Below are 23,201 nucleotides of genomic sequence, written 5' to 3'. Positions count from 1 at the left end.
ATAGACCTAGGTAAGCAATAAGATAATGGTTGCGGAAAACGTAAACTTATGACTTAAAACTGTATGGATACTTTAACTTGATGCCAACAACGAATAACCAGCAACAAATATCTAAAAAATGAATAAATACCCCAAAATAGGAATTAGGCCAATTATTGATGGCCGCTTAGGAGGAATCCGTGAATCATTAGAGGAAACAACGATGCATATGGCACAAGACGTCGTTGCTTTATTTCAGTCTGAACTCCGTTATCCCGATGGCTCGCCTGTACAATGTGTTATCGCCGATAGTTGTATCGGTGGTGTGAAAGAGGCAGCTAATTGTGCCGAGAAGTTTGCTTCCGAAAATGTTGGCGTATCGCTTTCAGTGACTCCATGCTGGTGCTATGGTTCGGAAACGATGGACATGGATCCGTTGATTCCAAAAGCGATTTGGGGCTTTAATGGAACAGAACGACCCGGTGCCGTTTATCTGGCTGCAACACTTGCTGCACATAATCAAAAGGGCTTACCCGCATTTGGTATTTATGGCGAAGATGTACAGGATATGGGCGATCGGCACATTCCGGATGATGTACGGGAGAAGCTGTTGGCCTTTGCCCGAGCAGGCCTGGCAGTAGCCCTCATGCGTGGTACATCTTATTTGGCTATCGGTTCGGTATGTATGGGAATTGTAGGATCTATTGTAGATGCGGAGTTTTTCCAAACCTACTTGGGTATGCGTAATGAATATGTAGATTCTTCTGAGGTGTTACGGCGAATTCAATTGAATATTTTTGATCAGGAAGAATTTGAACGAGCTTTGGCTTGGACAAGGGAACATTGTAAAGAAGGAGAAGATTTCAATCAGGCCCATAAAGTAAAATCACGTGAAGAGAAAGACAACGATTGGGCTTTTGTGGTAAAGATGGCGATGATTATCCGTGATCTGATGATTGGTAACGATAAATTGAAGGAAATGGGATATGCAGAAGAGGCACATGGCCACAATGCACTGGTGTCTGGTTTCCAAGGGCAGCGGCAATGGACAGACTTTCTGCCAAATGGCGATTTTGCGGAAGCATTGCTCAATTCTTCTTTTGATTGGAATGGTAAACGAGCACCATATATCGTGGCTACCGAAAACGATTCACTGAATGGGGTATCGATGTTGTTTAATTACTTGCTTACCAACAAAGCGCAGCTATTTGCAGATGTACGTACATATTGGAGTCCCGATGCAGTAGAACGTGTATCAGGATGGCGGCCAGAAGGACTTGCAAAAGATGGATTTATACATTTAATTAATTCAGGAGCTGCCGCCTTAGATGCTACCGGTAAACAGCGAGAACAGGGAAAACCAACCATGAAACCGCATTGGGAAATTACGGATCAAGAGGTAGCGGATTGCTTGGAGGCAACCACTTGGTATCCAGCCAATCTGGATTATTTTAGAGGTGGAGGTTACTCTTCTAAGCTTTTAACGGAAGGATCAATGCCGGTAACCATGTGTAGGTTAAACTTGGTTAAAGGCATAGGACCGGTATTGCAATTGGCGGAAGGGTGGACGGTGGAGCTTCCCGAAAATGTTAATCGCATATTGGACGAGCGGACAGATAAAACTTGGCCAACGACGTGGTTTGTCCCTAGGACAACCGAAAAAGGAACATTCCGTAATGTGCCTGCGGTAATGGCCGCTTGGGGCTCTAATCACGGTGCTATAAGCCATGGCCATATCGGCGCAGATTTAATTACCTTAGCTGCTATGCTTCGCATCCCCGTATGTATGCATAATGTGGATACAGATAAAATTTTTAGACCTGCTGCGTGGAATGCATTTGGCATGGATAGCGAAGGTGCTGACTATCGGGCATGTTCGGGGTATGGGCCACTTTATAAATAAAGAATGATGAAAGAAAGAAAAGTAGGATCGTTATTTCGGACTGAAGATGGTCAATATTACCTTGTTCCTTTTATTTTCATCTGTAGCCTCTTTCTATTATGGGGATTTGCCCATGGTTTGCTAGATGTATTGGATAAACATTTTCAGGATACCTTGCACGTTTCAAAAGCCCAGTCGGGCTTTGTGCAATTCTCGTTGTATATCGGTTACTTAGCGATGGCCGTGCCAGCAGGCTTATTTATGAAGCGCTATGGTTATCAAAAGGGGATTATATTAGGGCTTACGCTCTTTGCTATTGGTGCATTTTTATTTTATCCGGCAGCTAAATTTGAGGCTTTTATTCCTTTTTTGCTATCCTTATTTGTGATTGCCTGCGGCCTCGCTTGTTTGGAAACTGCAGCCAATCCTTACTCTACGGTGTTGGGCTCCCAACAAGAAGAATTTGCTGCCAGACGAATTAATATTTCGCAGTCGTTTAATGGCTTAGGTTGGATCTTGGGACCGCTAATGGGCGGATTGTTTATTTTTGGTGCCGATCAGCAAGATGGAGCAGAGAAGTTTGACTCATTGGTAAAACCCTACATGGGTATCGGTTGCATTGTGGTGGTGGTGGCTATTATCTTTATGTTAATTAAACTGCCCGATATTGAAGAAAAAAGCGAAGAGGAATCCGAAGAAAATCCGAAAATGGGACGGTTGCTGAGACACCCCGCCTTTATCGCGGCAGTTATCGCACAATTTTTATACGTAGCCGCACAGACAGGGGTTAATTCTTTTTTCATTAACTACGTCACCGAAGAGATTCCCAATGTAACGGGGCCTGTAGCTGGGATTATGCAACACTTAGGGTATTTTGGCGAAGTGTTTATGCCCAAAAATTCGGAGCAAGCAGCATCCTTAATTTTGGCAATAGGAGGCATGGGTATGTTTTTTATTGGTCGTATTTCTGGTGCATATCTCATGAAATTCTTTAAACCAAAACGCTTATTAGCAAGCTACGCTATAGTGAATACGATTTTAATGATCTTAGTGCAATTGGCTCTCGGCTGGACCTCGGTAATAGCGCTTTTTAGTTGCTATTTCTTTATGTCGGTTATGTTTCCAACTATTTTTGCCCTTGGTATCCATGGATTGGGTTCGCTAACTAAAAAGGCATCTTCTTTCTTAGTAATGGCCGTAGCAGGCGGTGCTTTTTGCCCACCTTTTATGGGCGTAATAGCAGATCATTCGAGTATGTCGGTAGCCTTCTTTATTCCCATGTTATGCTTCGCTTTTATTGCCTGGTATGCTATCTGGGGAGTTGGTAAAGTGGAACACGACAACAAGATCGTTTTACATCATCATTAATTGTTAAGTAGTGATAGTTATTAAATAGTTGAGTTGTAAAGTAGTGAAAGCGTTAATTGAAAAAGACTCGGGGAGTGATAAGATATGAGTTATGAACAATGAGTTATGAATTGTAAACTATGCCAGACACTCAACATTCATCACTCATCATGCATAACTAAAAAGGTCTTGATACTAAAAATATGAAACCAAATTATTGCATTGGAGTAGACTTTGGGACAGATTCGGTGCGATCTATTATTGTAGGTGCAGATACCGGAGAGGAAGTAGCTTCGGCGGTACATTTTTATCCGCGTTGGCGAGATGGGTTATACTGTCAGCCAGCCAAAAATCAATTTAGACAACACCCCTTGGACTATATCGAGGGTTTGGAGCAAACCATCAGGAAATGTTTGGTACAAGGTGGGAATGTGGTAAAGTCCAATATACGCGCTATCTCCGTAGATACCACAGGTTCTACACCAGTGGCCGTTAATGAGTCGGGTACACCACTCGCTTTATTACCTGCTTTTGCCAACAACCCGAATGCGATGTTTATTCTGTGGAAGGATCATACGGCTGTTAAGGAGGCTGAGGAAATCAATGTACATGCCGCCACTTTCGAAGAAAGTTATTTGCGGTATGTTGGTGGTATTTATTCCTCCGAATGGTATTGGGCCAAGGCATTGCATATTTTAAGAACAGATGAAAAAGTACGTCAAGCAACTTACAGCTGGGTAGAACATAGCGACTGGATTCCTTTTTTGCTAACCGGAGGGCAACAGGTAGAAACGATGAAACGTAGTGTTTGTACCGCAGGCCATAAGGGGCTATGGTCTGATGATTTTGGTGGCTTACCACCCAAAGTTTTTTTTTCTACACTCGATGAGCGATTGGAAAAGCTAGTAGACAGCTATCCTAACAAGGTATATACCGCAGATCAATCCGCTGGACAGATCAGTAAGGAGTGGTCTGACCGGTTGGGATTACCTGCAGATGTGCTTATTGGTATTGGCGCAATGGATGCCCATATGGGAGCGGTAGGCGGACAAATTGAACCCTATTATCTCAGTAAAGTGATGGGAACGTCGACCTGCGACATGCTGGTGGTACCCAAACATGAATTTGGTAATAAAATAGTCAGTGGAATCTGTGGCCAAGTAGACGGCTCTATTATACCCGGTATGATTGGTCTCGAAGCAGGCCAGTCGGCTTTTGGCGACGTATATGCCTGGTTTAAGCAATTACTCTCTTGGCCTTTGCAGCATATGCTTGTACAGTCAGACAAAATCGATGTGGAAACGGCAAAATTGCTTATTGCTGACATCAATAATCATTTATTACACGAGCTAAGCAAACAAGCTGATGCCTTACCGTTAAGTGAACAGCATGAGCTAGCTATTGACTGGCTAAACGGAAGACGTACACCTGATGCCAATCAAGCGTTAACCGGCATGATTGGCGGCCTAAGTCTAGGCAGTCACGCGCCTGGCATCTTCCGCGCCTTAGTAGAGTCAACCTGTTTTGGTGCTCGTAAAATCGTAGAGCGTTTTCAAGAGGAACAGGTTCCCGTAAAGGGTTTAATTGGTGTTGGAGGGATTGCGCAAAAATCACCTTTTGTGATGCAAATGCTAGCTGATGTTCTCCGGATGCCCTTAAAAATTCATAAATCTGAACAAACTTGTGCTTTAGGGGCGGCCATGTTCGCGGCTGTGGTCGCCGGCATTTATCCTACGGTTGAAGATGCTATGCAGGCTATGGGACGCGGTTTTGATCGTGAATATCGCCCAGATGCAACAAAAGTTGCCTTATATGATAAGCGTTATCAATGGTATTTAAAGATGGGCCAGTGTATAGAACATCACTTTCTATAGGTACAATGTACTTGATACTAATCAATAAATGCTATGGATAAAAAGGATTCCCGAAGATTATTTCTCAAAAAGTTGACGGTAGGTGGATTAGCTGTTTCGGCAATACCTGGACAGCTCACGCTTGCTTCAGAAAAGGCGAAAACACAAACCCAATCGGCAACATCGAAAGAAATCGGAAAACGACGCTATAATAGTGCTTATGCAGAGGCCAATTTAAACCGTATTGCCTTTCCCATAGGGGGAATTGGGGCTGGTATGTTCTGCATAGAAGGAGTGGGTGCACTTTCTCATATGTCGATTCGAAATAAACCGCAACTTTTTCATGAACCTGCTGTCTTTGCAGCAATTGCGGTTCAAGGAATTAAAAACGGAGCTAAAGTGCTCGAAGGATCGGTTCCTGAATGGAAGCTGTTTGGTCAACGGGGTACGGGCAATGGAGCCGCGGGATCTACCTATGGCTTACCACGTTTTAGTAAAACCAGTTTTGAGGCTAAATTTCCATTTTGTACGATTCATCTTGCAGATGAAGAAATACCGTTGAAAGTGGAGATGACTGGTTGGAGTCCGTTTATTCCCAATAATGAGGATGATTCTAGTCTTCCTGTAGGAGCCATAGCATACCATTTCCATAATACACAAAGCCAGCCAATTGAAGCTGTTTTCTCTTATAATGCTAAAAATTTTGTTGGATTAAATGATCAATCGGCTATTAAGCCCTTGGAAAATGGCTTTATCTTAACACAACCAAAATCTACTGAACGGCCAGAGGAACAGGCAGAGCTGGCCATTTTTACCGATCAGGAGAATACTGTAGTGGATCATTGCTGGTTTAAGGGTGGTTGGTGGGATCCTTTGACAATTGCATGGAATACCGTGAGTGCCGGCAAAACGAGGGATACCCCGCCAATAGAAAAAGATGCACCAGGCGCGTCGCTTTTTATTCCATTTTCGTTAGGTGCCGGAGAGCAGAAAACGATTCGTCTTCATTTTGCTTGGTATGTGCCTTTTACCAAGTTGCATATTGGCGACATGGCTTCGCCAAGCGAGGCCATGCCTCTTTGCGACAGCAAAGAACCGTATACAGCAGATAAAGACAGCACGGCCTATTATTACCGTCCATGGTATAGCAGTAAGTTCGATGGTATCACAGCAATAAGCAACTATTGGCGACAACAATATGATAGACTTCAACAAGAGTCGGCCTTATTCCGAGATGCCTTGTTTGCTAGTACATTCCCTCCTGAAGTAATGGAGGCTGTGACGGCTAACTTGAGTATTTTAAAATCACCAACGGTAATGCGCCAGCATGATGGCAAAATGTGGAATTGGGAAGGCTGTGGTGATGATGATGGTTGTTGTCATGGCTCGTGTACCCATGTTTGGAACTATGCACAAGCGATACCGCATCTTTTCCCTCGCCTAGAGCGAAGTTTACGGCATACCGAATTCTGTGAAAACCAAAACGCCGAAGGACATCAAAATTTCCGCGCAAATACACCCATTAGTCCGGCAAAGCATGATTTTCATGCGGCTGCAGACGGCCAATTGGGAGGAATCATGAAGGTTTACCGTGATTGGCGTATCAGCGGCGACATCGGATGGCTTAAAGATATTTTTCCGCTAGTAAAGCGCAGTATGGATTACTGCATTAAAACATGGGATCCTGAAGGGAAAGGCGTTGTTGAGGAACCACATCACAATACCTATGATATCGAGTTTTGGGGTCCTGATGGTATGTGCACGAGTTTTTATTTAGGTGCACTTTTAGCCATGCAGGAAATGGGCAAATACCTCAAGGAAAATGTCAGCCAGTATAAGAAGCTTTATCAGAAAGGGCGGGAGTATATGGAAACAAAACTGTACGACGGCGAATATTTTATTCAGGAAATTAAGTATAAAGATCTTCATGCACCAAATCCCGCGACGGCACAATCTTTTGGCGGAAGCTACTCGCCCGAAGCACAGGCCTTATTGGAAAAAGAAGGGCCTAAATATCAGTATGGTAAGGGATGCTTATCAGATGGTATTTTAGGGGCTTGGATAGCTACAATGTGTGGCCTTCCTGACCCTGTTGATACCCAAAAGATTAAAAGCCACTTGCAGGCGGTACATCGTTATAACCTAAAAAAAGATCTGTCAGACCATCCCAATCCCCAACGGCCATCTTATGCAGCAGGAAAAGAAGGTGGTTTATTGTTATGTACGTGGCCAAAAGGCGGAAAACTTTCGCTACCTTTCGTGTATAGCGATGAAGTGTGGACCGGTATTGAATATCAAGTGGCTTCGCACTTATTATGCATGGGAGCCGTGAATGAAGGGTTGGAAGTAGTACGTCTCTGCCGCGATAGGTATGATGGGCGTGTGCGAAACCCCTTTAATGAATACGAATGTGGTAGCTGGTATGGTCGTGCTTTATCAAGCTATGGCTTAATTCAAGGTTTGACAGGACTCCGTTACGATGCCGTAGATAAAACACTTTACATGGACTCAAAGGTTGGTGATTTTAAATCGTTTATCGCTACAGCAGGAGGATTTGGCGTAGTACATTTTACGCAAAATCAACCTCGCTTGGAGGTTATACAGGGAGAGATACCGATAGCGCAAGTTAAGGTGTCGGGCAAAACAGCAAAATTAGCAACAGTATAAGACATCAATATGCTTATTCATTTAATCGGCGGATTTTTAGGAGGTGGTAAAACGACCGCTATCCAGCAAGCGTGTAGCGTATTGCGTAAGGAAGAAAGACGTGTTGGGGTCATTACGAACGATCAGGGTACGCAGTTGGTTGATACTCATTTTTTAAAAGGTGCGGCTATTCCTACAGAAGAAGTGGTTGGCAGTTGTTTTTGTTGCAATTATCCGGCTTTCGAAAACCATATGATGCAGCTGGATGAACGGGATAAGCCAGATATCTTGTTTGCCGAATCGGTTGGTTCCTGTACCGATTTAGTTGCAACGATTATACGGCCTTTACAACGGTTCCATCCAACGCAGCGAGTGGTATTATCGGTTTTTGCTGATGCTGAGGTTTTTCCTGTTTTAGTAGTCGGATCTAGCCTTTTTAAAGATAGCGTGAATTATATTTATAAGAAACAATTAGAAGAAGCGGATCTGTTGATACTGAGCAAATGCGATCGGCTTTCTGGACATCAGCGTCGGCAACTGGAAGAGGTGCTAACTAAGCACTACCCCGATAAGATGGTACTGTTTCAAAATTCATATGATGAAGCGCATATCCGACGGTGGCTGCAAACAGCAAGTATGGTACAACAAAGCTGGCGCAAAGCCTTAACGATAGACTATGCACAATATGGAGCGGGTGAAGCCGAGCTAGCTTGGTTAAATCAGCAGCTCAGCATAAGTAATGAAAAGGGACAAGCTGCTCGAATAGCCAAACAGCTGATCAATCACCTTTATCAGTCAATTCTAGCAGAGCAGCTTGTGGTTGGACATTTGAAATTTTTGTATCAAGATAGCGATCGACAAGAGAAAATCAGTTTCACCAGTGGCCATGCTACAGGGCAGGAAGTAAGGACTATACCTGATACCAGCGGCCAAGCAGTAGACTTATTGATTAACGCACGTGTACAAACGAGCCCGGTACATCTTCAACAACTCGTTCATCGTGCGATTGAAGAGGCAGAGCAGGCATTTGATTGCGCCATAGCGGTACTCGGCCAAGAGGCTTTTATGCCCGGTTTCCCGAAACCAAGTCATCGTATCCTGGAAGAAACGATCTAACCAAAGGTACATTTGAACAAGGGCATAAGATGAAAACAAAAAATAGACCAATAACCAAGACCAAGACATTTACAAAGGCGATTCTAGGAGAATTTATAGCCACTTTTATCTTGGTCTTTTGTGGTACTGGAGCTATAATAATTGATCAGCAAACGCAAGGAGGGGTTACTCATGTAGGTGTTGCGATGACTTTTGGGCTAGTAGTCATGTGCTTGATTTATGCTTTTGGAACAATTTCGGGAGCACACATGAATCCAGCAGTTAGTATTGCATTTGTTTTAGCAAGAAGGCTGCAAAAGGGGCAATTACTGCGATACATCGGTAGCCAACTATTCGGAGCTTTTGTTGCGAGTATTACGCTAAAGCTATTGTTTCCTTCAAATTTGGTATTAGGGGCTACCCTACCTCATGGAAGTGCCATGCAATCGTTTCTGTTGGAAATCATCTTAACCTTCTTTTTGATGTTAACTGTTTTACATTTAGTTTATCAGAAATTTTCCGTGGAAAGCGGGCTAATTGGTGTTGTTGTAGGAGCAGTAGTTGGGCTAGAGGCCTTATTTGCTGGACCTATCAGTGGTGCCTCTATGAACCCTGCACGGTCATTCGGTCCAGCTGTTGTGTCAGGTCAGTTGGGCGACTTATGGATTTACTTGCTAGCACCGACATTGGGTGCTGCATTGGCGGTGCCTGTTGCGAGATTTTTTCATCCAAAACAGGACACTCCTTCGGAATCAGTGTATGAACCTATATTAGAAGAAGAGTTACGATGAAGATTCAGGAACAATGTGTCGTAAAGCTGCGATATTGTATGCAGAACAGTAAAGGCGAAGTATTGGAAAATATGATGAATGGACCGGCTATCAGCTATCTTCATGGTGATGGGAAAATTTTGCCCGGTTTAGAAAGGCAGCTAACAGGATTAGCTGTAGGAGAATACAAGTATATCAACCTTTGCAAGGCTGATTATCCAGGATTAGACGATGATTTGGAACTGGAAGTGGTCATTGATGACGTTAGGATTGCCTCTGAGGAAGAGCTTTCAAATGGGATAAGCCAGCAAGTTGTTGGCGAAATATGTGATGAAGATTGTATTTGTTATGATCGTGTATACAATCAATAGCCATGCTGATGTGACTTTGCCATCTTATAAATAAAGATTTTGTCAGAAGATAATCTATTGGCGGATTTGAAATCTTATCGTAATTTTCCGAAAAATGGAGATTGACTGAAGAAAACGTTGGCAAAAGTACTTCGGAAAAAAGGTCAGGTAGATAATAAACCAAGCGCTTAAGTCATGAAGCTTCTCACAACAGCAACCGATGAAGAACTTTTTTTATTGGCCAAGCAAGGCCAAGAGAAAGCCTATGCTATTATTTACGATCGATACGCGGCTAAATTATATGCAGCGGCATATCGTCTTTTACATGACCGGGAAGTATGCGAAGATCTTTTACAAGAACTATTTGTACATATCTGGCTTAAGCGCCAGCAACTGGATATAAAAAATGTCCGCTCATACCTCTATCAATCGATTAGGAATAGCGTACTCATGGCTTTACGCAAAGGAAGAACACATTTAGCAATTGATTTAGCGGAAGATATAGCAACAACGCAAAAAGCAGATGAGGAAATCGGTCTGAAAGAAATTAATAGCTTATTGCATCAGCAGATCGAAGGATTGCCATACCGTTGCCGTCAGATTTTTCATATGAGTCGGAAGGAGCAGTTAAGCAATAAGGAAATAGCCGATCATCTAAATATTTCGGTAAAAACAGTTGAAAATCAAATAACCCTAGCTTTACAACGCTTAAAACTCGTTTTTAAAGAATTTCTATAAATTACCTTCAAAAAAATGAATTTTTTCTTGGGGGCTATCTCTTTATTTTGCATCATAAAATATACATCATGTATTTGAAAAAGATATTGCGGTTTTTTCGCCGTTCGCATCGGCGGAAAAACACCGTTGATGAGCGTCGGATTGTTCAGTATTTTGAACAGATGGAGCGGGGCAATGATTTCGAACAAGTGGATCAGCACGTATGGACAGATGAGCAGCATCGTCGTATTTATCGACATATCCAAACAAGCGTGGTTCAAAAACGGGAAGTAATTGAACGTAGACAATTTTGGCTTCGGGTAGCTGCTGTAGGTGTAATCCTTTTGCTTGGTGTGGGGATTGGCCAACAGATTTATAACCGGTCAGGAACAGTTCGACAAGAATTTGTAGCAGGAGTAGGAGAAGTAAAAAATATAACATTAGCTGATGGTACACGTATTTGGTTAAATAACGCAAGTAAGCTAGCCTATATGGAAGATAGAAAGGAAAGAAAAATACAACTTCATGGTGAAGCCTACTTTGAGATAGCAGGCAACGTGCATAAACCGTTTAGCGTGCAAAGTGGAGATATGCTGGTGGAAGTCCTAGGAACGAACTTTAATATTAGGGCACATCGGAGCGAACCGATGATGTTGGTAAGTGTACAGTCGGGTAGCGTAGCTGTTTCTACTCAACAGTCGATGAATCACCAGCAAGAACGTATTCAGTTGCATGCACAAGAGCAATTGGCTTATCACATTAGGGAAAGAAAATTCGGTACTGTGAAACACCTAGCCACTTTTGATGTCAATCACTGGAGAACGGGTATGTTGCACTATCAGGCAGTACCGCTCCGCTTGATAATAAGTGATTTAGAACGTAGGTTTGATGTCCACATAAGTGCTAATCAAGCGCTGCTTGATTGTCCGATAACAGCCACATTTGACGATGATCCGTTAACTAAAATACTAACCATATTAGCCAGTACCATAGAAGGAGATGTAGTTTATGAATCAGGAATCTACAAACTAACCGGAAAACACTGTAATTAATAAATTTTAAAGCCATCAGGAGGCTACAGATAAGTGGCAGGGGATTACTATGGCCTAAGCGGAACAGATGGAGCAATAATTAAACCCTTTAATAACCAATAATAAACTTGACAAATGATAAAGTTTTTACCTCATCATGTATGGAAACGTTGTTTTAGAAGAAGGAGCAACGTATTTCTGCTGTGCTGTTGGCTGTTCTTAGCTACATTCCACGTGGTTTCAGCTGAAGGGCAACCATTAGGGCCCGTAGCTAAGGCCTCGCTTAGTGCGAATTGGCAAAACCAACCATTAGCGAATGTACTAAAAGCAATAACCGATAAAACGACCATAAAATTTGCTTATTCTGATGCACTTTTAAAGGACGCAGATCCGGTAACAATGGTAGTCAATAATCAATCATTGATATCGGTTTTAGACCAACTACTTCCATCGCGAAAGCTTAGCTACAAAGTTATGGACGATGTAATTGTCTTGAATAGACAGAACCCATCACGCAATCAAAAGGCTGTACAAAATCGACAGGTAACTGGCACTGTCACGGACTCGGCCGGAGTGACGATACCAGGTGTTTCGGTACAGGTAAAGGACCAAACTACCATTGGAACGATAACGGACAGTAACGGACGTTATGTACTGGATGTTCCAGAAGGCGCGACACTAGTATTTAGTTTCGTGGGATATATCCGACAGGAAGTTCCACTGAATAGTCGCTCAGTGGTCAATGTAACGATGCAAGCCGATCAGGGAAGCCTTGAAGAGGTTGTTGTGGTAGGCTTTGGTGAACAGAAAAAACTGACTGTTATTGGGGCCCAATCGACTGTCGATGTAAAAGAACTTAAGCAACCGGTACGCAATTTAACCAATTTATTGGCGGGACGCTTAGCTGGAATTGTGGCGGTACAGCGTAGTGGAGAACCGGGATACGACGACGCCAATATCTGGGTACGCGGTATTTCCACTTTTAATGCTGCCGGTAGCAGTCCTCTTATATTAATTGATGGGGTACAGCGGCCTATGGCTAATATCGATCCAGAAGATATCGAGAGTTTTTCCATTTTAAAGGATGCTTCTGCAACGGCAGTTTATGGGGTACGAGGGGCCAATGGAGTGATATTGATTAATACCAAGCACGGCAAAGTAGGTAAGCCACAGATCGGTTTGGGCTTAAATAGCGGTGTATCAAGTTTTGTGCGGCTTCCAAAATTTGTCGACGGGATTACGTTTATGGAGATGGCCAACGAAGCGTTAACCACGAGAGGTAAAACACCACGTTATTCCGAAGAAGCCATCCAAAAGACCAAAACGGGGGAAGATCCTTATCTCTACCCCAATGTAGATTGGATGGATCAGATTTTTAATAAGCAGGGGAATAATTCCAGAGTTAATCTCAACATTAATGGCGGATCGGAGAATGCCAATTATTACGTGTCTGCAGCATATTATACAGAAACAGGTTTGATGAAGACGGATGAATTGGCGAACTATAATTCAAAGATGAAATTTGATCGATACAATTTCACGAGTAATTTGAATCTCAATGCAACCAAAACGACCAAGTTGGAATTAGGTATACAAGGTTTCATTACCAATGGTAATTATCCTGGGCGGAAGACGAACGATATTTTTGGGGCCGTAATGCTGGCATCACCCATTATCTTTCCTATTAAATATCCTGATGGTCGGATTGCTAAAGAACAATCGGGCGTAAACAACCCTTACGCTGAATTGACGCAAACTGGTTATTCTACTCAATGGAAAAACCAGTTAATGTCTAACATCCGGGTGCGGCAGGAACTGGATTTTTTGTTGCCAGGTTTGTCTGCTACCGGTATGTTTTCTTTTGATGCCTATAACGAGCATATTGTTAACCGTACTAAAACACCCGATATGTGGATTGCCCATAGGCGTGACGAAAAGGGCGAATTAGTATATGAACAAACCATGATTGGTAGTGAATTTCTGAATTATCAGCGAACCAATGGGGGTAATCGTCAATTTTATACCGAAACGGCTATTAATTATAATCGGACTTTTGGCGACCATGACGTTGCAGCGATGCTGCTTTACAATCAAAGCGACCGCATCAACGGCTTTGAAGACGATTTCATTCTATCACTACCTTATCGCAGTAGGGGCCTAGCCGGACGCTCAACTTATGCTTACCAAGAAAAATATCTATTGGAATTTAATTTTGGTTACAATGGATCGGAAAACTTTGTGCCAGCTAGAAGATATGGATTTTTCCCATCGATTGGTTTAGGTTGGGTAGCTTCTAAAGAACCGTTTTTTAAGCCTTTGGAAAATGTGTTTCAGTTGTTGAAATTCAGGTTCTCCCATGGCATCGTTGGAAACAGTAATATTGATCCGGATAATAATCGCCGCTTTGCCTATATCGGTACTGTCGTTGGCGACAAAGATACGGGATTTACTTTTGGAAAGGATTATAGTAATGTTTATGGCGGTCGGGATATAGGAGAATATGCGGTGGATGTAACTTGGGAAGAATCAAAAAAGACCAACTTAGGTGTTGATTTATGGACCTTGAAAAACAGCTTAAACCTACAGGTTGATTTTTTCAAAGAGCGCCGTAGTGGCATTTTTGTTCGGCGGCAAGCAGTGCCTGGCTATGCCGGTATACGTACTGCGCCTTATGGAAATTTGGGTATCACCGAGAATCATGGTATTGATTTTAGCATGGATTTTAATAAGCATCTCAATGATTTTGATATCGGTATACGAGGTACCTTTACGTATGCCTCCAGCAAGATTATCGAAGATGATCTTCCGCCTTACGAATATCCTTGGCGAGATCGTAAAGGCTTACGTATTGGTAAGCGTTTCGGTTACATCGCCGAAGGCCTGTTTACCAGTGAAGAAGAAATTGAAAATAGTGCCGTCCAATCGGGTAACGAAAAGCCTGGTGATATCAAATTTAAAGATATTAATGGTGATGGGCAGATTAACTTGGCCGATGAAATGCCTATCGGCTATGGTTCGGTGCCTGAAATGGTTTATGGCTTTGGCTTTACCGCAGGTTATAAAGGATTTTCTGTTGGCGCCTTTTTCCAAGGAATCAGTAATGTAGACATTCTACTCAATGGAGAAGGTTTTGTACCCTTTCAACAGGGTGTGAGCAGGGGTAATTTATTAAGTGAAATTACGGATCGGTGGACACCAGAAAATCCGAATCCAAATGCCTTTTATCCAAGACTTGCCGAAGGGGATGAAACGTATAACTATCGTACCAGTACTTGGTGGGTTAAAAATGGGAGATATTTGCGTCTTAAAACATTGGAATTGTCTTATACCGTTCCTGAAAGTTGGTTTAAGCGATACGGAATTAAAAATGCCCGAATCTACCTATTGGGGTATAATGTGCTTACTCTTAGTCCTTTTAAGTTATGGGATGTTGAATTGGGTGACGGAAGGGGAACAGTCTATCCCCAACTCAAGAACTTCAGTTTAGGGCTCGATTTTAAATTTTAAACCACTAACTCATGCAAAAAATGAAAACGATATATCAACTGTGGATAGGATATACATTGCTTATGGCAAGCGGACTGCTTTCGTCTTGTCAGAAAGGATTTTTGGATCAAGTGCCCGACGATCGATTAACGATTGAACAGGTATTTCAGCGGCGACAGCTTACGGAAGAATATTTGGCAAATGTTTACAATTATATCCGGGATGAATCCATGCAGTGGAACAATGTGAGTAATCCTTGGTTGGGCACCTCTGATGAAGGTGATATTACCTATGTTCGTAACACACATCCCACCGCCTATATGAATATTGGCACCTGGGATCAGAGCTCCTATTATTATGACTTCTGGCCGCATTATTATAATGGTATTCGTTCGGCTACCTACTTTATCATGCATGTTGGAGGAAACGAGGAAATATTACGTCTAGGTGCCGAAGGTGAACGTCTGATTAAGCAATATACTGCTGAAGCTCGAGCGTTACGGGCATACTTTTATTTTTGCATCTTACGGCAGTTCGGTCCTTGTGTGCTCCTGCCTCCCGATGATGTATTGCCCCCTGATGCTACATTTGAAGACATGCAATTACCTCGCTCATCCTATGATGACTGTGTGAATTTTATTAATCAAGAACTAGAAATCGCTTTGCAGGATTTGCCCCAATGGTATGGAGGCGACCAAGATTATGGTCGGATCACTGGCGCCTTCGTATTAGCATTGCGCTCACGGTTACTCTTGTATGCCGCTAGTCCTCAGTTTAATGGTAATCCCGACTATACCAATTTTAAAAATCAAGATGGGCAGCCTTTAATGAGCCAACAGTACAGTCAGGAAAAATGGGAAAATGCTGCGGCTGCGGCCAAGGCTGTAATTGATTTGGGTCGTTTCTCCTTATATAAAGTCAATCAAAATGGGTCGTATGATCCTTTTCTTTCTTATCAAAACCTATTTTTAGAACCTTGGAATTCAGAAGTTATTTGGGCACGACCAGCCAATTCTTTAGTCGAGTGGGAGCGGCATTGTTCTCCTCGCTTTGCTGGCGGTTATAGTGAGATTGGCCCAACACAGCAGCTTGTGGATGATTATGCTATGGCCAATGGCGAGCAGCCAATATTGGGCTATAATAGTAATGGGTCACCCATCATTAACCCGGAGTCTGGTTATACCGAAACGGGATTTTCTACCGAAGCCGGCCAATATACCAGAGCTGGCACATTCAATATGTGGGTCAACCGTGAACCTCGTTTTTATGCTTCTATTGTTTACAATGGTGCTGAATGGATGAATAAGACGGAAGGCGTAAAATATATTGAAACCTTTCGTTATGGTAATTCAGGCCGTGAGGGAACCGATAATTTTTCAAGAACAGGTTACCTCCCACGTAAAAATGTGCACCCCACCGGTAACCCACGTGTGGGCATATTTAGCAGGCGCCCACTGGTCTATTTTCGTCTGGGCGAAATCTACTTGAATTACGCAGAAGCGCTGAATGAATACGACCCCGGAAATCCGGATATTTTGACTTACCTGAATCGTATTCGGGAACGTGCTGGTATTCCTGGTATTCCCGTGGGTTTGAGCCAAAACGAAATGCGGGAAAAAATTCGTCACGAACGGCGTATCGAATTGGTGTTCGAATCACTGCGCTGGTTTGATACCCAACGTTGGGGAATAGCAGAACAGACCAATAGTGGTCCCTATTATGGGATGAATATCGATGCGGGTAACAGTGTAAATGATCCCGCTTTTTACAAGCGAACGGTGTTTGAGCGACGTGTGTTTCAACATAAACATTATTGGTATCCCATCGGACAAAATCAAATCGACCGCGGACTGCAGTTGGTTCAAAATCCAGGATGGGAGCGCTAATAAATAAGAGGTATCTAAAAAATTTACTGCTGTTATTAATTAACAATCATGCAAAGAATAAATATGTTTATAGGGGCGTGGTGCTTTATCCTTGGCTTCGCTGCCCTGTGTGTTTCCTGCAATAAAGAAGAATTGCGCTACAACCCAGCCGATTGGGTGAAGCTCTATATGCCACAGGCAATCAATAACCCTGTCGAGCATCCCTTAGTTATGCGAGACAGTGCACAATCCATTGTGTATGGTGCAGCTTATGCAGGAACAACTTATCCAGCGACAGACATTACCGTAACGTTTCAGGCAAAACCGGATAAGGTGGCCGACTTTAATGCACAACATGGTACCGACTATAAGGTGCTTCCGGCGGATAGTTATACCTTTCAATCATCGGCCATTATTCCTGCTGGAAAGGATAATTCCGCACCGCTACATTTACAAATAAAGACGATAGGAGCCCTAGAACCACTGGTTAATTACTTGTTGCCATTGAGTTTGGTACAGGCTGGAGACAACTTGACCATCAACCCAACCTTGCAAACCAGCTATTTCTTAATACGGGGAGAATACAAACGTTTTGACCGGTCGGCATGGAAAATAGTCGATTTTTCTACACAAAATGGACAGGAGGGAAGCGCCAATGAGCGTGTGGAAAATGCCCTAGACGGAGATATTAATACGTTTTGGCATTCTCAATATCAGGGTGATCGCCCAGGTCCACCACATTTCCTAACTTTTGATATGAATAAGCTGCAACAAGTGCACGGTGTCTCTTTTTCGGCACGGCGAAATGCAGCAAATGGTCAATTTAAGCGTGTTCGTGTAGAATTAAGCCAAGATGGCCAAAACTGGCAATTAGCCGGTAGCTTTGAGTTGGCCAACGCTTTGGAAAATACCGTTTACTTAGCGAGTAACATGGAAGGACGATATATTCGAATATGGATTGATGAAGCTTATGGTAATATCACATGTTCACTTGCTGAATTAAACGTTTTTTAAATAAAATAGGACTGATATGACAGACAGACAAGTACTGGTGTTTATGTTTCCAATAAGCATCTTAAAAAAATAAAAAAAGTCTATACGGATGAAACCGAGATGTAAATACTATTGATACAAAGGGAAATGATTATTTACATCGAGCTCTCAGCGACCATTAACAAGAAAATAAATAGATGAAAAAAAATTGGAAAGAACGAAGAAAAATTTTACTTATCCTGTTTTTATGGAGTTTACCCTGGCTAAGTTTAGGACAGGAAGGGCGAATGAAACAGCATATTGATTTTGATTGGCGATTTCATTTAGGGGATGTATCGGAAGCTTCATTGGCAGATTTTGATGACTCCGATTGGCGGAAAGTCGATGTGCCTCACGATTGGAGCATTGAACAACCTTTCTCGAAAGACAATCCAGGGGGTAACGGCTTTCTTCCCGGAGGTATTGGTTGGTACCGGAAAACATTGGAGTGGGATAAACGCTGGAAAGGTAAAGAAGTACTGCTCAATTTTGACGGGGTGTTTATGAACAGTGAAGTTTGGATCAATGGAAATCGCTTGGGCAAAAGACCTTTTGGTTACATCAGCTTTGGTTATGATATTGCATCTTATCTTAAACCGGGAAAGAATAAAATTGCCGTTCGTGTAGACAATTCCCAAATTCCTAGTGCACGCTGGTATAGCGGTTCGGGAATTTTTCGCCACGTTGATTTAATCATTACTCATCCGGTACATGTAGCCCGCCATGGTACATTCGTGCGAACACCAACAGTGCGTTCAACGGAAGCAATGGTGGCGGCAGACCTTCATTTGGTAAATCGTTTGGGTAAGGTAACAGCGGCAAAAGTCATTTCCAACATACGGGATAAAAACGGTAAAGTGGTTGCAAGGCAAGAAAATGCAATTCAATTAAACGTGGATAGTACGCAATTGACCCAGCAGTTCACCTTAAACAAACCTTTATTATGGAGCCCTGAAACACCACATACCTATCAATTGGAAACGGATATCCAGATAGGCAATAAGCAGGTAGATCATTACACCACTGTTTTCGGCGTGCGTAAGCTGGAATTTGATGCCACACACGGATTTCGTCTGAATGGGAAACCGACTAAATTTAAGGGAGTATGCGAACATGAAAGTATGGGAGGACTAGGTGCTGCTATTCCGGCAGATGCCTTGCACCGCAAGTTGAAAATATTAAAAGAAATGGGATGCAATGCCATTCGTGTAGGACATCATCCCTTTCCTGACGAGTTTTACAACATGTGCGATACCATGGGTTTTATGGTGATGGACGAAATTTTTGATGGCTGGTTACACTGGCCAGGTTTTGGTAAGGCCAAATGGGATTATGGAGCTTATTTTCAGGAATGGTGGGCCCAGGATCTGGAAGAATTGGTGAAGCGCGACCGAAATCACCCCTCTATCGTAATCTGGTGTCAGGGAAATGAAGTTTGGGGCTTTGATAAGCATTTAGATGTGCAGAAGGCCATTTATGATCTATACCATCGCTTGGATCCAACACGTCCTACCACACAGGCTTGGGCAACGCATACCTACCTGGATATAGTAGGTTTCAATGCCAACGGTGAAGGAAAAGACGATATTGCCCGTTTTCATCGAGAGCACCCAAATCAGGTGGCTATCGGTACCGAGTTTCCTCATACGCGACAAACGCGTGGGGTATACCGTACGAAAACTTCTTACAATCCATGGGATAAACCGGATAAAAGTGGTCACGAGGCTTCTGCAGCTAATGTAGCCAAACTATACCCTATTCCCGATTTATCTGAAGAAGAGGTCTTTCCGGAATATGATGCGCGTTATGCTTCAGGATACGATAATCAGACCCGTAAAATCAGTGTGCGCGATGCCTGGAAACTGGTTCGGGATAATAACTTTTATATCGGGCAATTCCGATGGACAGGCTTTGATTACCTAGGCGAGGCCTGGGGATGGCCATCACGTACCAATAATTACGGAGTCATCGATTTAGCGGGGTTTCCTAAAGATGACTACTACCTTTACCAAAGCCTATGGACAGACAAACCCATGATACACCTGTTACCACATTGGAACCACCCAAATAAAGCCGGTATACCTATTCCGGTAGTTGCATACACGAACGGTGACGCGGCAGAGTTATTCCTGAATGGAAAATCCTTAGGTAAACAAGCGCTCAACACAGATCAGTTACAATTGCTTTGGCAAGTGCCTTACACCCCAGGTAGGTTGGAAGCTGTAGCCTACAAAAATGGGCAAGAGATTGCTAGAGATACCGTTGAGACCACAGGTGATGCTAAACAATTGCACCTTAGCGCCAATCGCACGCAATTGACAGCCAATAGAAGGGATGTAGTATTTATTACCATTGATGTAACCGATACGCAAAACCGCCTAGTCCCTGATCGTAGCGGGGATACGGTGCATTTTGAAATAAAAGGGCCTTATCGCTTGTTGGGGGTAGAGAATGGCGATATCTTGGATATGAGTCCGCAGCAGGTCAATTGGCGCAAGACATTTATGGGGAAAGCGCTGTTGATGCTACAGGCTACTGATCAGCCTGGACTTGTTGAAGTGAAGGCTACCGCGGTAGGATTAACTCCTGCTACTATGAAGTTTACCGTAAAAAATAAGAAGAGATGAACGTAAAAATAAATCATATACTTGCTTTAACAATAGGATGCCTTTTGACAGGATGGAGTTATACACAACACAAGCCAAATCATTTAGTAGAAGCAACATCAAAGGTCATCCACGCAGCAGATACCACCATTCGGTTAAATTTAGCTGATCAAGGGCTCACATTCGATGGTATAGGGGCTATTAGCGCTGGCGCTTCTTCCCGTTTATTGTATGATTATCCTGAGCCAGAACGCAGCCAGATTTTGGATTATTTGTTTAAACCCAATTATGGTGCGGCTTTGCAGCTCTTAAAGGTAGAAATTGGAAGCGATATGAATTCTACCGATGGGTCAGAAGCGAGTCATATGCGTACACCGGATGAGCTCAATGGCGACCGTGGATATGAATGGTGGCTCATGGCGGAAGCGAAAAAGCGTAATCCAGATATTAAGCTTTATGCTTTGGCTTGGGGAGCACCTGGCTGGGTGGGCGAATTTTGGTCGGATAAGACAATGGACTATCTGTTGGCATGGTTAGATCTGGCTACGAAAAAAGGATTTAAGATGGATTATATTGGAGGTTGGAATGAGCGGGGCTTTGATGCCGATTGGTATATCCGATTCAATAAACGCTTAAAAGCTAAATATCCTAATATCCGTTTGGTGGGAGCAGATGCCGTACACAAACCTTGGGCAATCGCTACCGAAATGACCAAGAACCAAGCGCTTCGCGATGCGGTCGATATTGTTGGCGAGCATAGTGCCTGTGGTTGGCGCACTCCTTATACCTATTGTGGTACTCCAGATGATGCGCGGAGTTTGCAAAAGCCTTTATGGAATAGTGAACACAGTTCCATGGGGCATGATGTAGGTGCCAAACCTTTGGCTCGGGCTTTTAACCGTTTATATATTGATGGCCGCGTGACGGGTAACTTATCTTGGGCTTTAGTATCGGCTTGGTATGCCAGTTATCCGATTGGTGATACGGGTCTACTGCTGGCCGAATGGCCTTGGTCAGGCTACTATAGTGTGGCCAAAAGCATTTGGGCACATGCTCATACGACACAATTTGTGCGGCCCGGTTGGCAATACCTGGATGGGGCTTGTGGTTACCTCCCTACCGGTGCAAGTTATGTATCGTTGAAGTCGCCCGCCAATGATCAATATTCCATGATTATCGAAACCATCGATGCTCAAGCATCGCAAAAGCTTACCGTAGATTTGCCAGCAGCATTAAAGGATAAGACGGTATATTGCTGGGTTACCGATATGAACAGCAGCGAAGCCAACGGATATTTTATTAATCGGGGGACCTTACCAACGCATAATGGTCATGTGGAATTAACCTTGGAGCCGGGTTTTTTGTATACCATATCTACAACTACTGGACAGCATAAGGGAACCGCACAAGCCAAGAACAGACTAAGTAAACGCATGAAACTCCCGTATTCCGAAGATTTTGAAAAATATGGTGCTGCAAAATTAGCACGTTATTTTGCAGATGTGAATGGTGCTTTTGAAATCGTCGCAGCAGGCGGTGGTCGGAAAGGATATACCTATAGGCAAATGGTTACCCAACAGCCGGTCAGTTGGTGGCATGGCACCATGGCTCCGGCTACCTTGATGGGCGACCCGCAGTGGTGGGGTGATTACGCGGTCAGCGTTGATGCCTTGCTACACGATGCCGAATACGTGGAGTTACTGGCCCGAGTATCTGCACAGGCCGGTACAAGTATCGTCGGGTATCACCTGCAACTGAACAGAACAGGACAGTGGAAACTATATAGCCATGATTTTGCGAAGGGTTCAGATGTCATGCTGTCTTCCGGAACACCCTTCGAACGAAATCATTTCGTACTCGATTCGGGAAAAGTTCAAATAGACCCTAAAGTCTGGCATCAACTCAAGCTGGATATGAAGGGCGACAAAATTGACATCATAATCGACGGGAAACAGGTAGGTGATATTCAGGATAATTATCACTTAACGGGACAGGCAGGTATATTGGTTAGCCCTTGGCATCGTGCCGAATTTGACAATTTCCGTATTACGCCTACCGCTAAAGTACCGGAATTTATTCCGCAGCAAAACATCCGAGTTATCCACGCTAGCAGTGAACATGCAGCCTTTACACAAGGCTATACCTATGCGGCGGCTAATGCTGTGGATGGTCGGCCGGAGACGGCTTGGAACACCGAGTGGGAACCTAAAGCTAAGCTTCCGCATACGCTTACACTGGATTTGGGTAAAGCATACGAAGTCAATGGACTCATTTGCCAACCCAAATTAGCCTCGAATATTAACGGGGTGATTACAGGCTATAACGTTTATCTTAGTACAGACGGGAAGAGCTATGAAGCAGTGGCTAAGGGTAAATGGCCTAAAAGCTCTACAACACGTTTAGTGAAATGGCCGCGTGTTAAAAATGTTCGATTCGTCAAATTCGAAGCAACAGATGGAGTCAACGGATCGGCAAGTATTGGTGAACTGCAAATTATCGGTAAATGATAGGGGAAATTCGGATTAAACGTGTTATAAATTTT

The 23,201-nt window shown here is 43.3% G+C and carries 14 protein-coding genes; all 14 read left to right on the top strand.

Annotation, left to right across the window (positions count from 1 at the left end):
• The first annotated feature begins 118 nt into the window (after positions 1-118).
• Entirely contained in the window at positions 119-1,882 is a 1,764-nt protein-coding gene (locus tag ABD930_RS16980; protein ID WP_345233382.1) for an L-fucose isomerase, read from the top strand.
• Between the two features lie 3 nt (positions 1,883-1,885).
• Positions 1,886-3,229 (top strand): L-fucose:H+ symporter permease, encoded by a 1,344-nt coding sequence (fucP, locus tag ABD930_RS16975; protein ID WP_345233380.1) that lies wholly within the window; start codon positions 1,886-1,888, stop codon positions 3,227-3,229.
• A gap of 182 nt (positions 3,230-3,411) precedes the next feature.
• The gene (locus ABD930_RS16970) at positions 3,412-5,082 is read left to right on the top strand and encodes a ribulokinase (RefSeq protein WP_345233378.1); all 1,671 of its coding nucleotides are present in this window, start codon (positions 3,412-3,414) and stop codon (positions 5,080-5,082) included.
• Positions 5,083-5,115: 33 nt separating this feature from the next.
• Positions 5,116-7,728 carry a GH116 family glycosyl hydrolase gene (locus ABD930_RS16965; protein ID WP_345233376.1) on the top strand — a complete coding sequence of 871 codons (2,613 nt, stop codon included), beginning with the start codon at positions 5,116-5,118 and terminating at the stop codon, positions 7,726-7,728.
• Between the two features lie 9 nt (positions 7,729-7,737).
• A complete protein-coding gene (locus ABD930_RS16960; RefSeq protein WP_345233374.1) occupies positions 7,738-8,823 on the top strand; it encodes a GTP-binding protein in 1,086 nt (361 codons plus the stop codon).
• A 29-nt stretch (positions 8,824-8,852) separates the two neighbouring features.
• Positions 8,853-9,593: an MIP/aquaporin family protein gene (locus ABD930_RS16955; protein ID WP_345233371.1), complete on the top strand. Its 741-nt coding sequence runs from the start codon at positions 8,853-8,855 to the stop codon at positions 9,591-9,593.
• A 38-nt stretch (positions 9,594-9,631) separates the two neighbouring features.
• On the top strand, positions 9,632-9,943 hold the full coding sequence (locus ABD930_RS16950; RefSeq protein WP_345233369.1) for a peptidylprolyl isomerase: 312 nt from the start codon (positions 9,632-9,634) through the stop codon (positions 9,941-9,943).
• 174 nt (positions 9,944-10,117) lie between these two features.
• The gene (locus ABD930_RS16945; protein ID WP_345233367.1) at positions 10,118-10,660 is read left to right on the top strand and encodes an RNA polymerase sigma-70 factor; all 543 of its coding nucleotides are present in this window, start codon (positions 10,118-10,120) and stop codon (positions 10,658-10,660) included.
• A gap of 68 nt (positions 10,661-10,728) precedes the next feature.
• The gene (locus tag ABD930_RS16940; RefSeq protein WP_345233366.1) at positions 10,729-11,691 is read left to right on the top strand and encodes a FecR family protein; all 963 of its coding nucleotides are present in this window, start codon (positions 10,729-10,731) and stop codon (positions 11,689-11,691) included.
• 114 nt (positions 11,692-11,805) lie between these two features.
• Positions 11,806-15,177 (top strand): TonB-dependent receptor, encoded by a 3,372-nt coding sequence (locus ABD930_RS16935; protein WP_345233364.1) that lies wholly within the window; start codon positions 11,806-11,808, stop codon positions 15,175-15,177.
• An 11-nt stretch (positions 15,178-15,188) separates the two neighbouring features.
• Positions 15,189-17,042, top strand: coding sequence for a RagB/SusD family nutrient uptake outer membrane protein (locus ABD930_RS16930; protein ID WP_345233362.1), 1,854 nt, complete (start codon positions 15,189-15,191; stop codon positions 17,040-17,042).
• Between the two features lie 48 nt (positions 17,043-17,090).
• Positions 17,091-18,035, top strand: coding sequence for a BT_3987 domain-containing protein (locus ABD930_RS16925; protein ID WP_345233359.1), 945 nt, complete (start codon positions 17,091-17,093; stop codon positions 18,033-18,035).
• 176 nt (positions 18,036-18,211) lie between these two features.
• Positions 18,212-20,680 carry a glycoside hydrolase family 2 TIM barrel-domain containing protein gene (locus tag ABD930_RS16920; RefSeq protein ID WP_345233357.1) on the top strand — a complete coding sequence of 823 codons (2,469 nt, stop codon included), beginning with the start codon at positions 18,212-18,214 and terminating at the stop codon, positions 20,678-20,680.
• A complete protein-coding gene (locus tag ABD930_RS16915) occupies positions 20,677-23,166 on the top strand; it encodes a discoidin domain-containing protein (protein WP_345233356.1) in 2,490 nt (829 codons plus the stop codon). Before ABD930_RS16920 ends, ABD930_RS16915 begins: the two co-directional genes overlap by 4 nt.
• The last annotated feature ends 35 nt before the right edge of the window (positions 23,167-23,201 follow it).

The organism is Olivibacter ginsenosidimutans, from assembly GCF_039542865.1.
GTDB lineage: Bacteria > Bacteroidota > Bacteroidia > Sphingobacteriales > Sphingobacteriaceae > Olivibacter > Olivibacter ginsenosidimutans.
This window is presented reverse-complemented; position numbering and strand designations above follow the sequence as displayed.

Bases quoted from the DNA above. Each gene is read 5' to 3' on its own strand.
- ABD930_RS16980 (WP_345233382.1), top strand. From the start codon at position 119: ATGAATAAATACCCCAAAATAGGAATTAGGCCAATTATTGATGGCCGC.
- fucP (WP_345233380.1), top strand. From the start codon at position 1,886: ATGATGAAAGAAAGAAAAGTAGGATCGTTATTTCGGACTGAAGATGGT.
- ABD930_RS16970 (WP_345233378.1), top strand. From the start codon at position 3,412: ATGAAACCAAATTATTGCATTGGAGTAGACTTTGGGACAGATTCGGTG.
- ABD930_RS16965 (WP_345233376.1), top strand. From the start codon at position 5,116: ATGGATAAAAAGGATTCCCGAAGATTATTTCTCAAAAAGTTGACGGTA.
- ABD930_RS16960 (WP_345233374.1), top strand. From the start codon at position 7,738: ATGCTTATTCATTTAATCGGCGGATTTTTAGGAGGTGGTAAAACGACC.
- ABD930_RS16955 (WP_345233371.1), top strand. From the start codon at position 8,853: ATGAAAACAAAAAATAGACCAATAACCAAGACCAAGACATTTACAAAG.
- ABD930_RS16950 (WP_345233369.1), top strand. From the start codon at position 9,632: ATGCAGAACAGTAAAGGCGAAGTATTGGAAAATATGATGAATGGACCG.
- ABD930_RS16945 (WP_345233367.1), top strand. From the start codon at position 10,118: ATGAAGCTTCTCACAACAGCAACCGATGAAGAACTTTTTTTATTGGCC.
- ABD930_RS16940 (WP_345233366.1), top strand. From the start codon at position 10,729: ATGTATTTGAAAAAGATATTGCGGTTTTTTCGCCGTTCGCATCGGCGG.
- ABD930_RS16935 (WP_345233364.1), top strand. From the start codon at position 11,806: ATGATAAAGTTTTTACCTCATCATGTATGGAAACGTTGTTTTAGAAGA.
- ABD930_RS16930 (WP_345233362.1), top strand. From the start codon at position 15,189: ATGCAAAAAATGAAAACGATATATCAACTGTGGATAGGATATACATTG.
- ABD930_RS16925 (WP_345233359.1), top strand. From the start codon at position 17,091: ATGCAAAGAATAAATATGTTTATAGGGGCGTGGTGCTTTATCCTTGGC.
- ABD930_RS16920 (WP_345233357.1), top strand. From the start codon at position 18,212: ATGAAAAAAAATTGGAAAGAACGAAGAAAAATTTTACTTATCCTGTTT.
- ABD930_RS16915 (WP_345233356.1), top strand. From the start codon at position 20,677: ATGAACGTAAAAATAAATCATATACTTGCTTTAACAATAGGATGCCTT.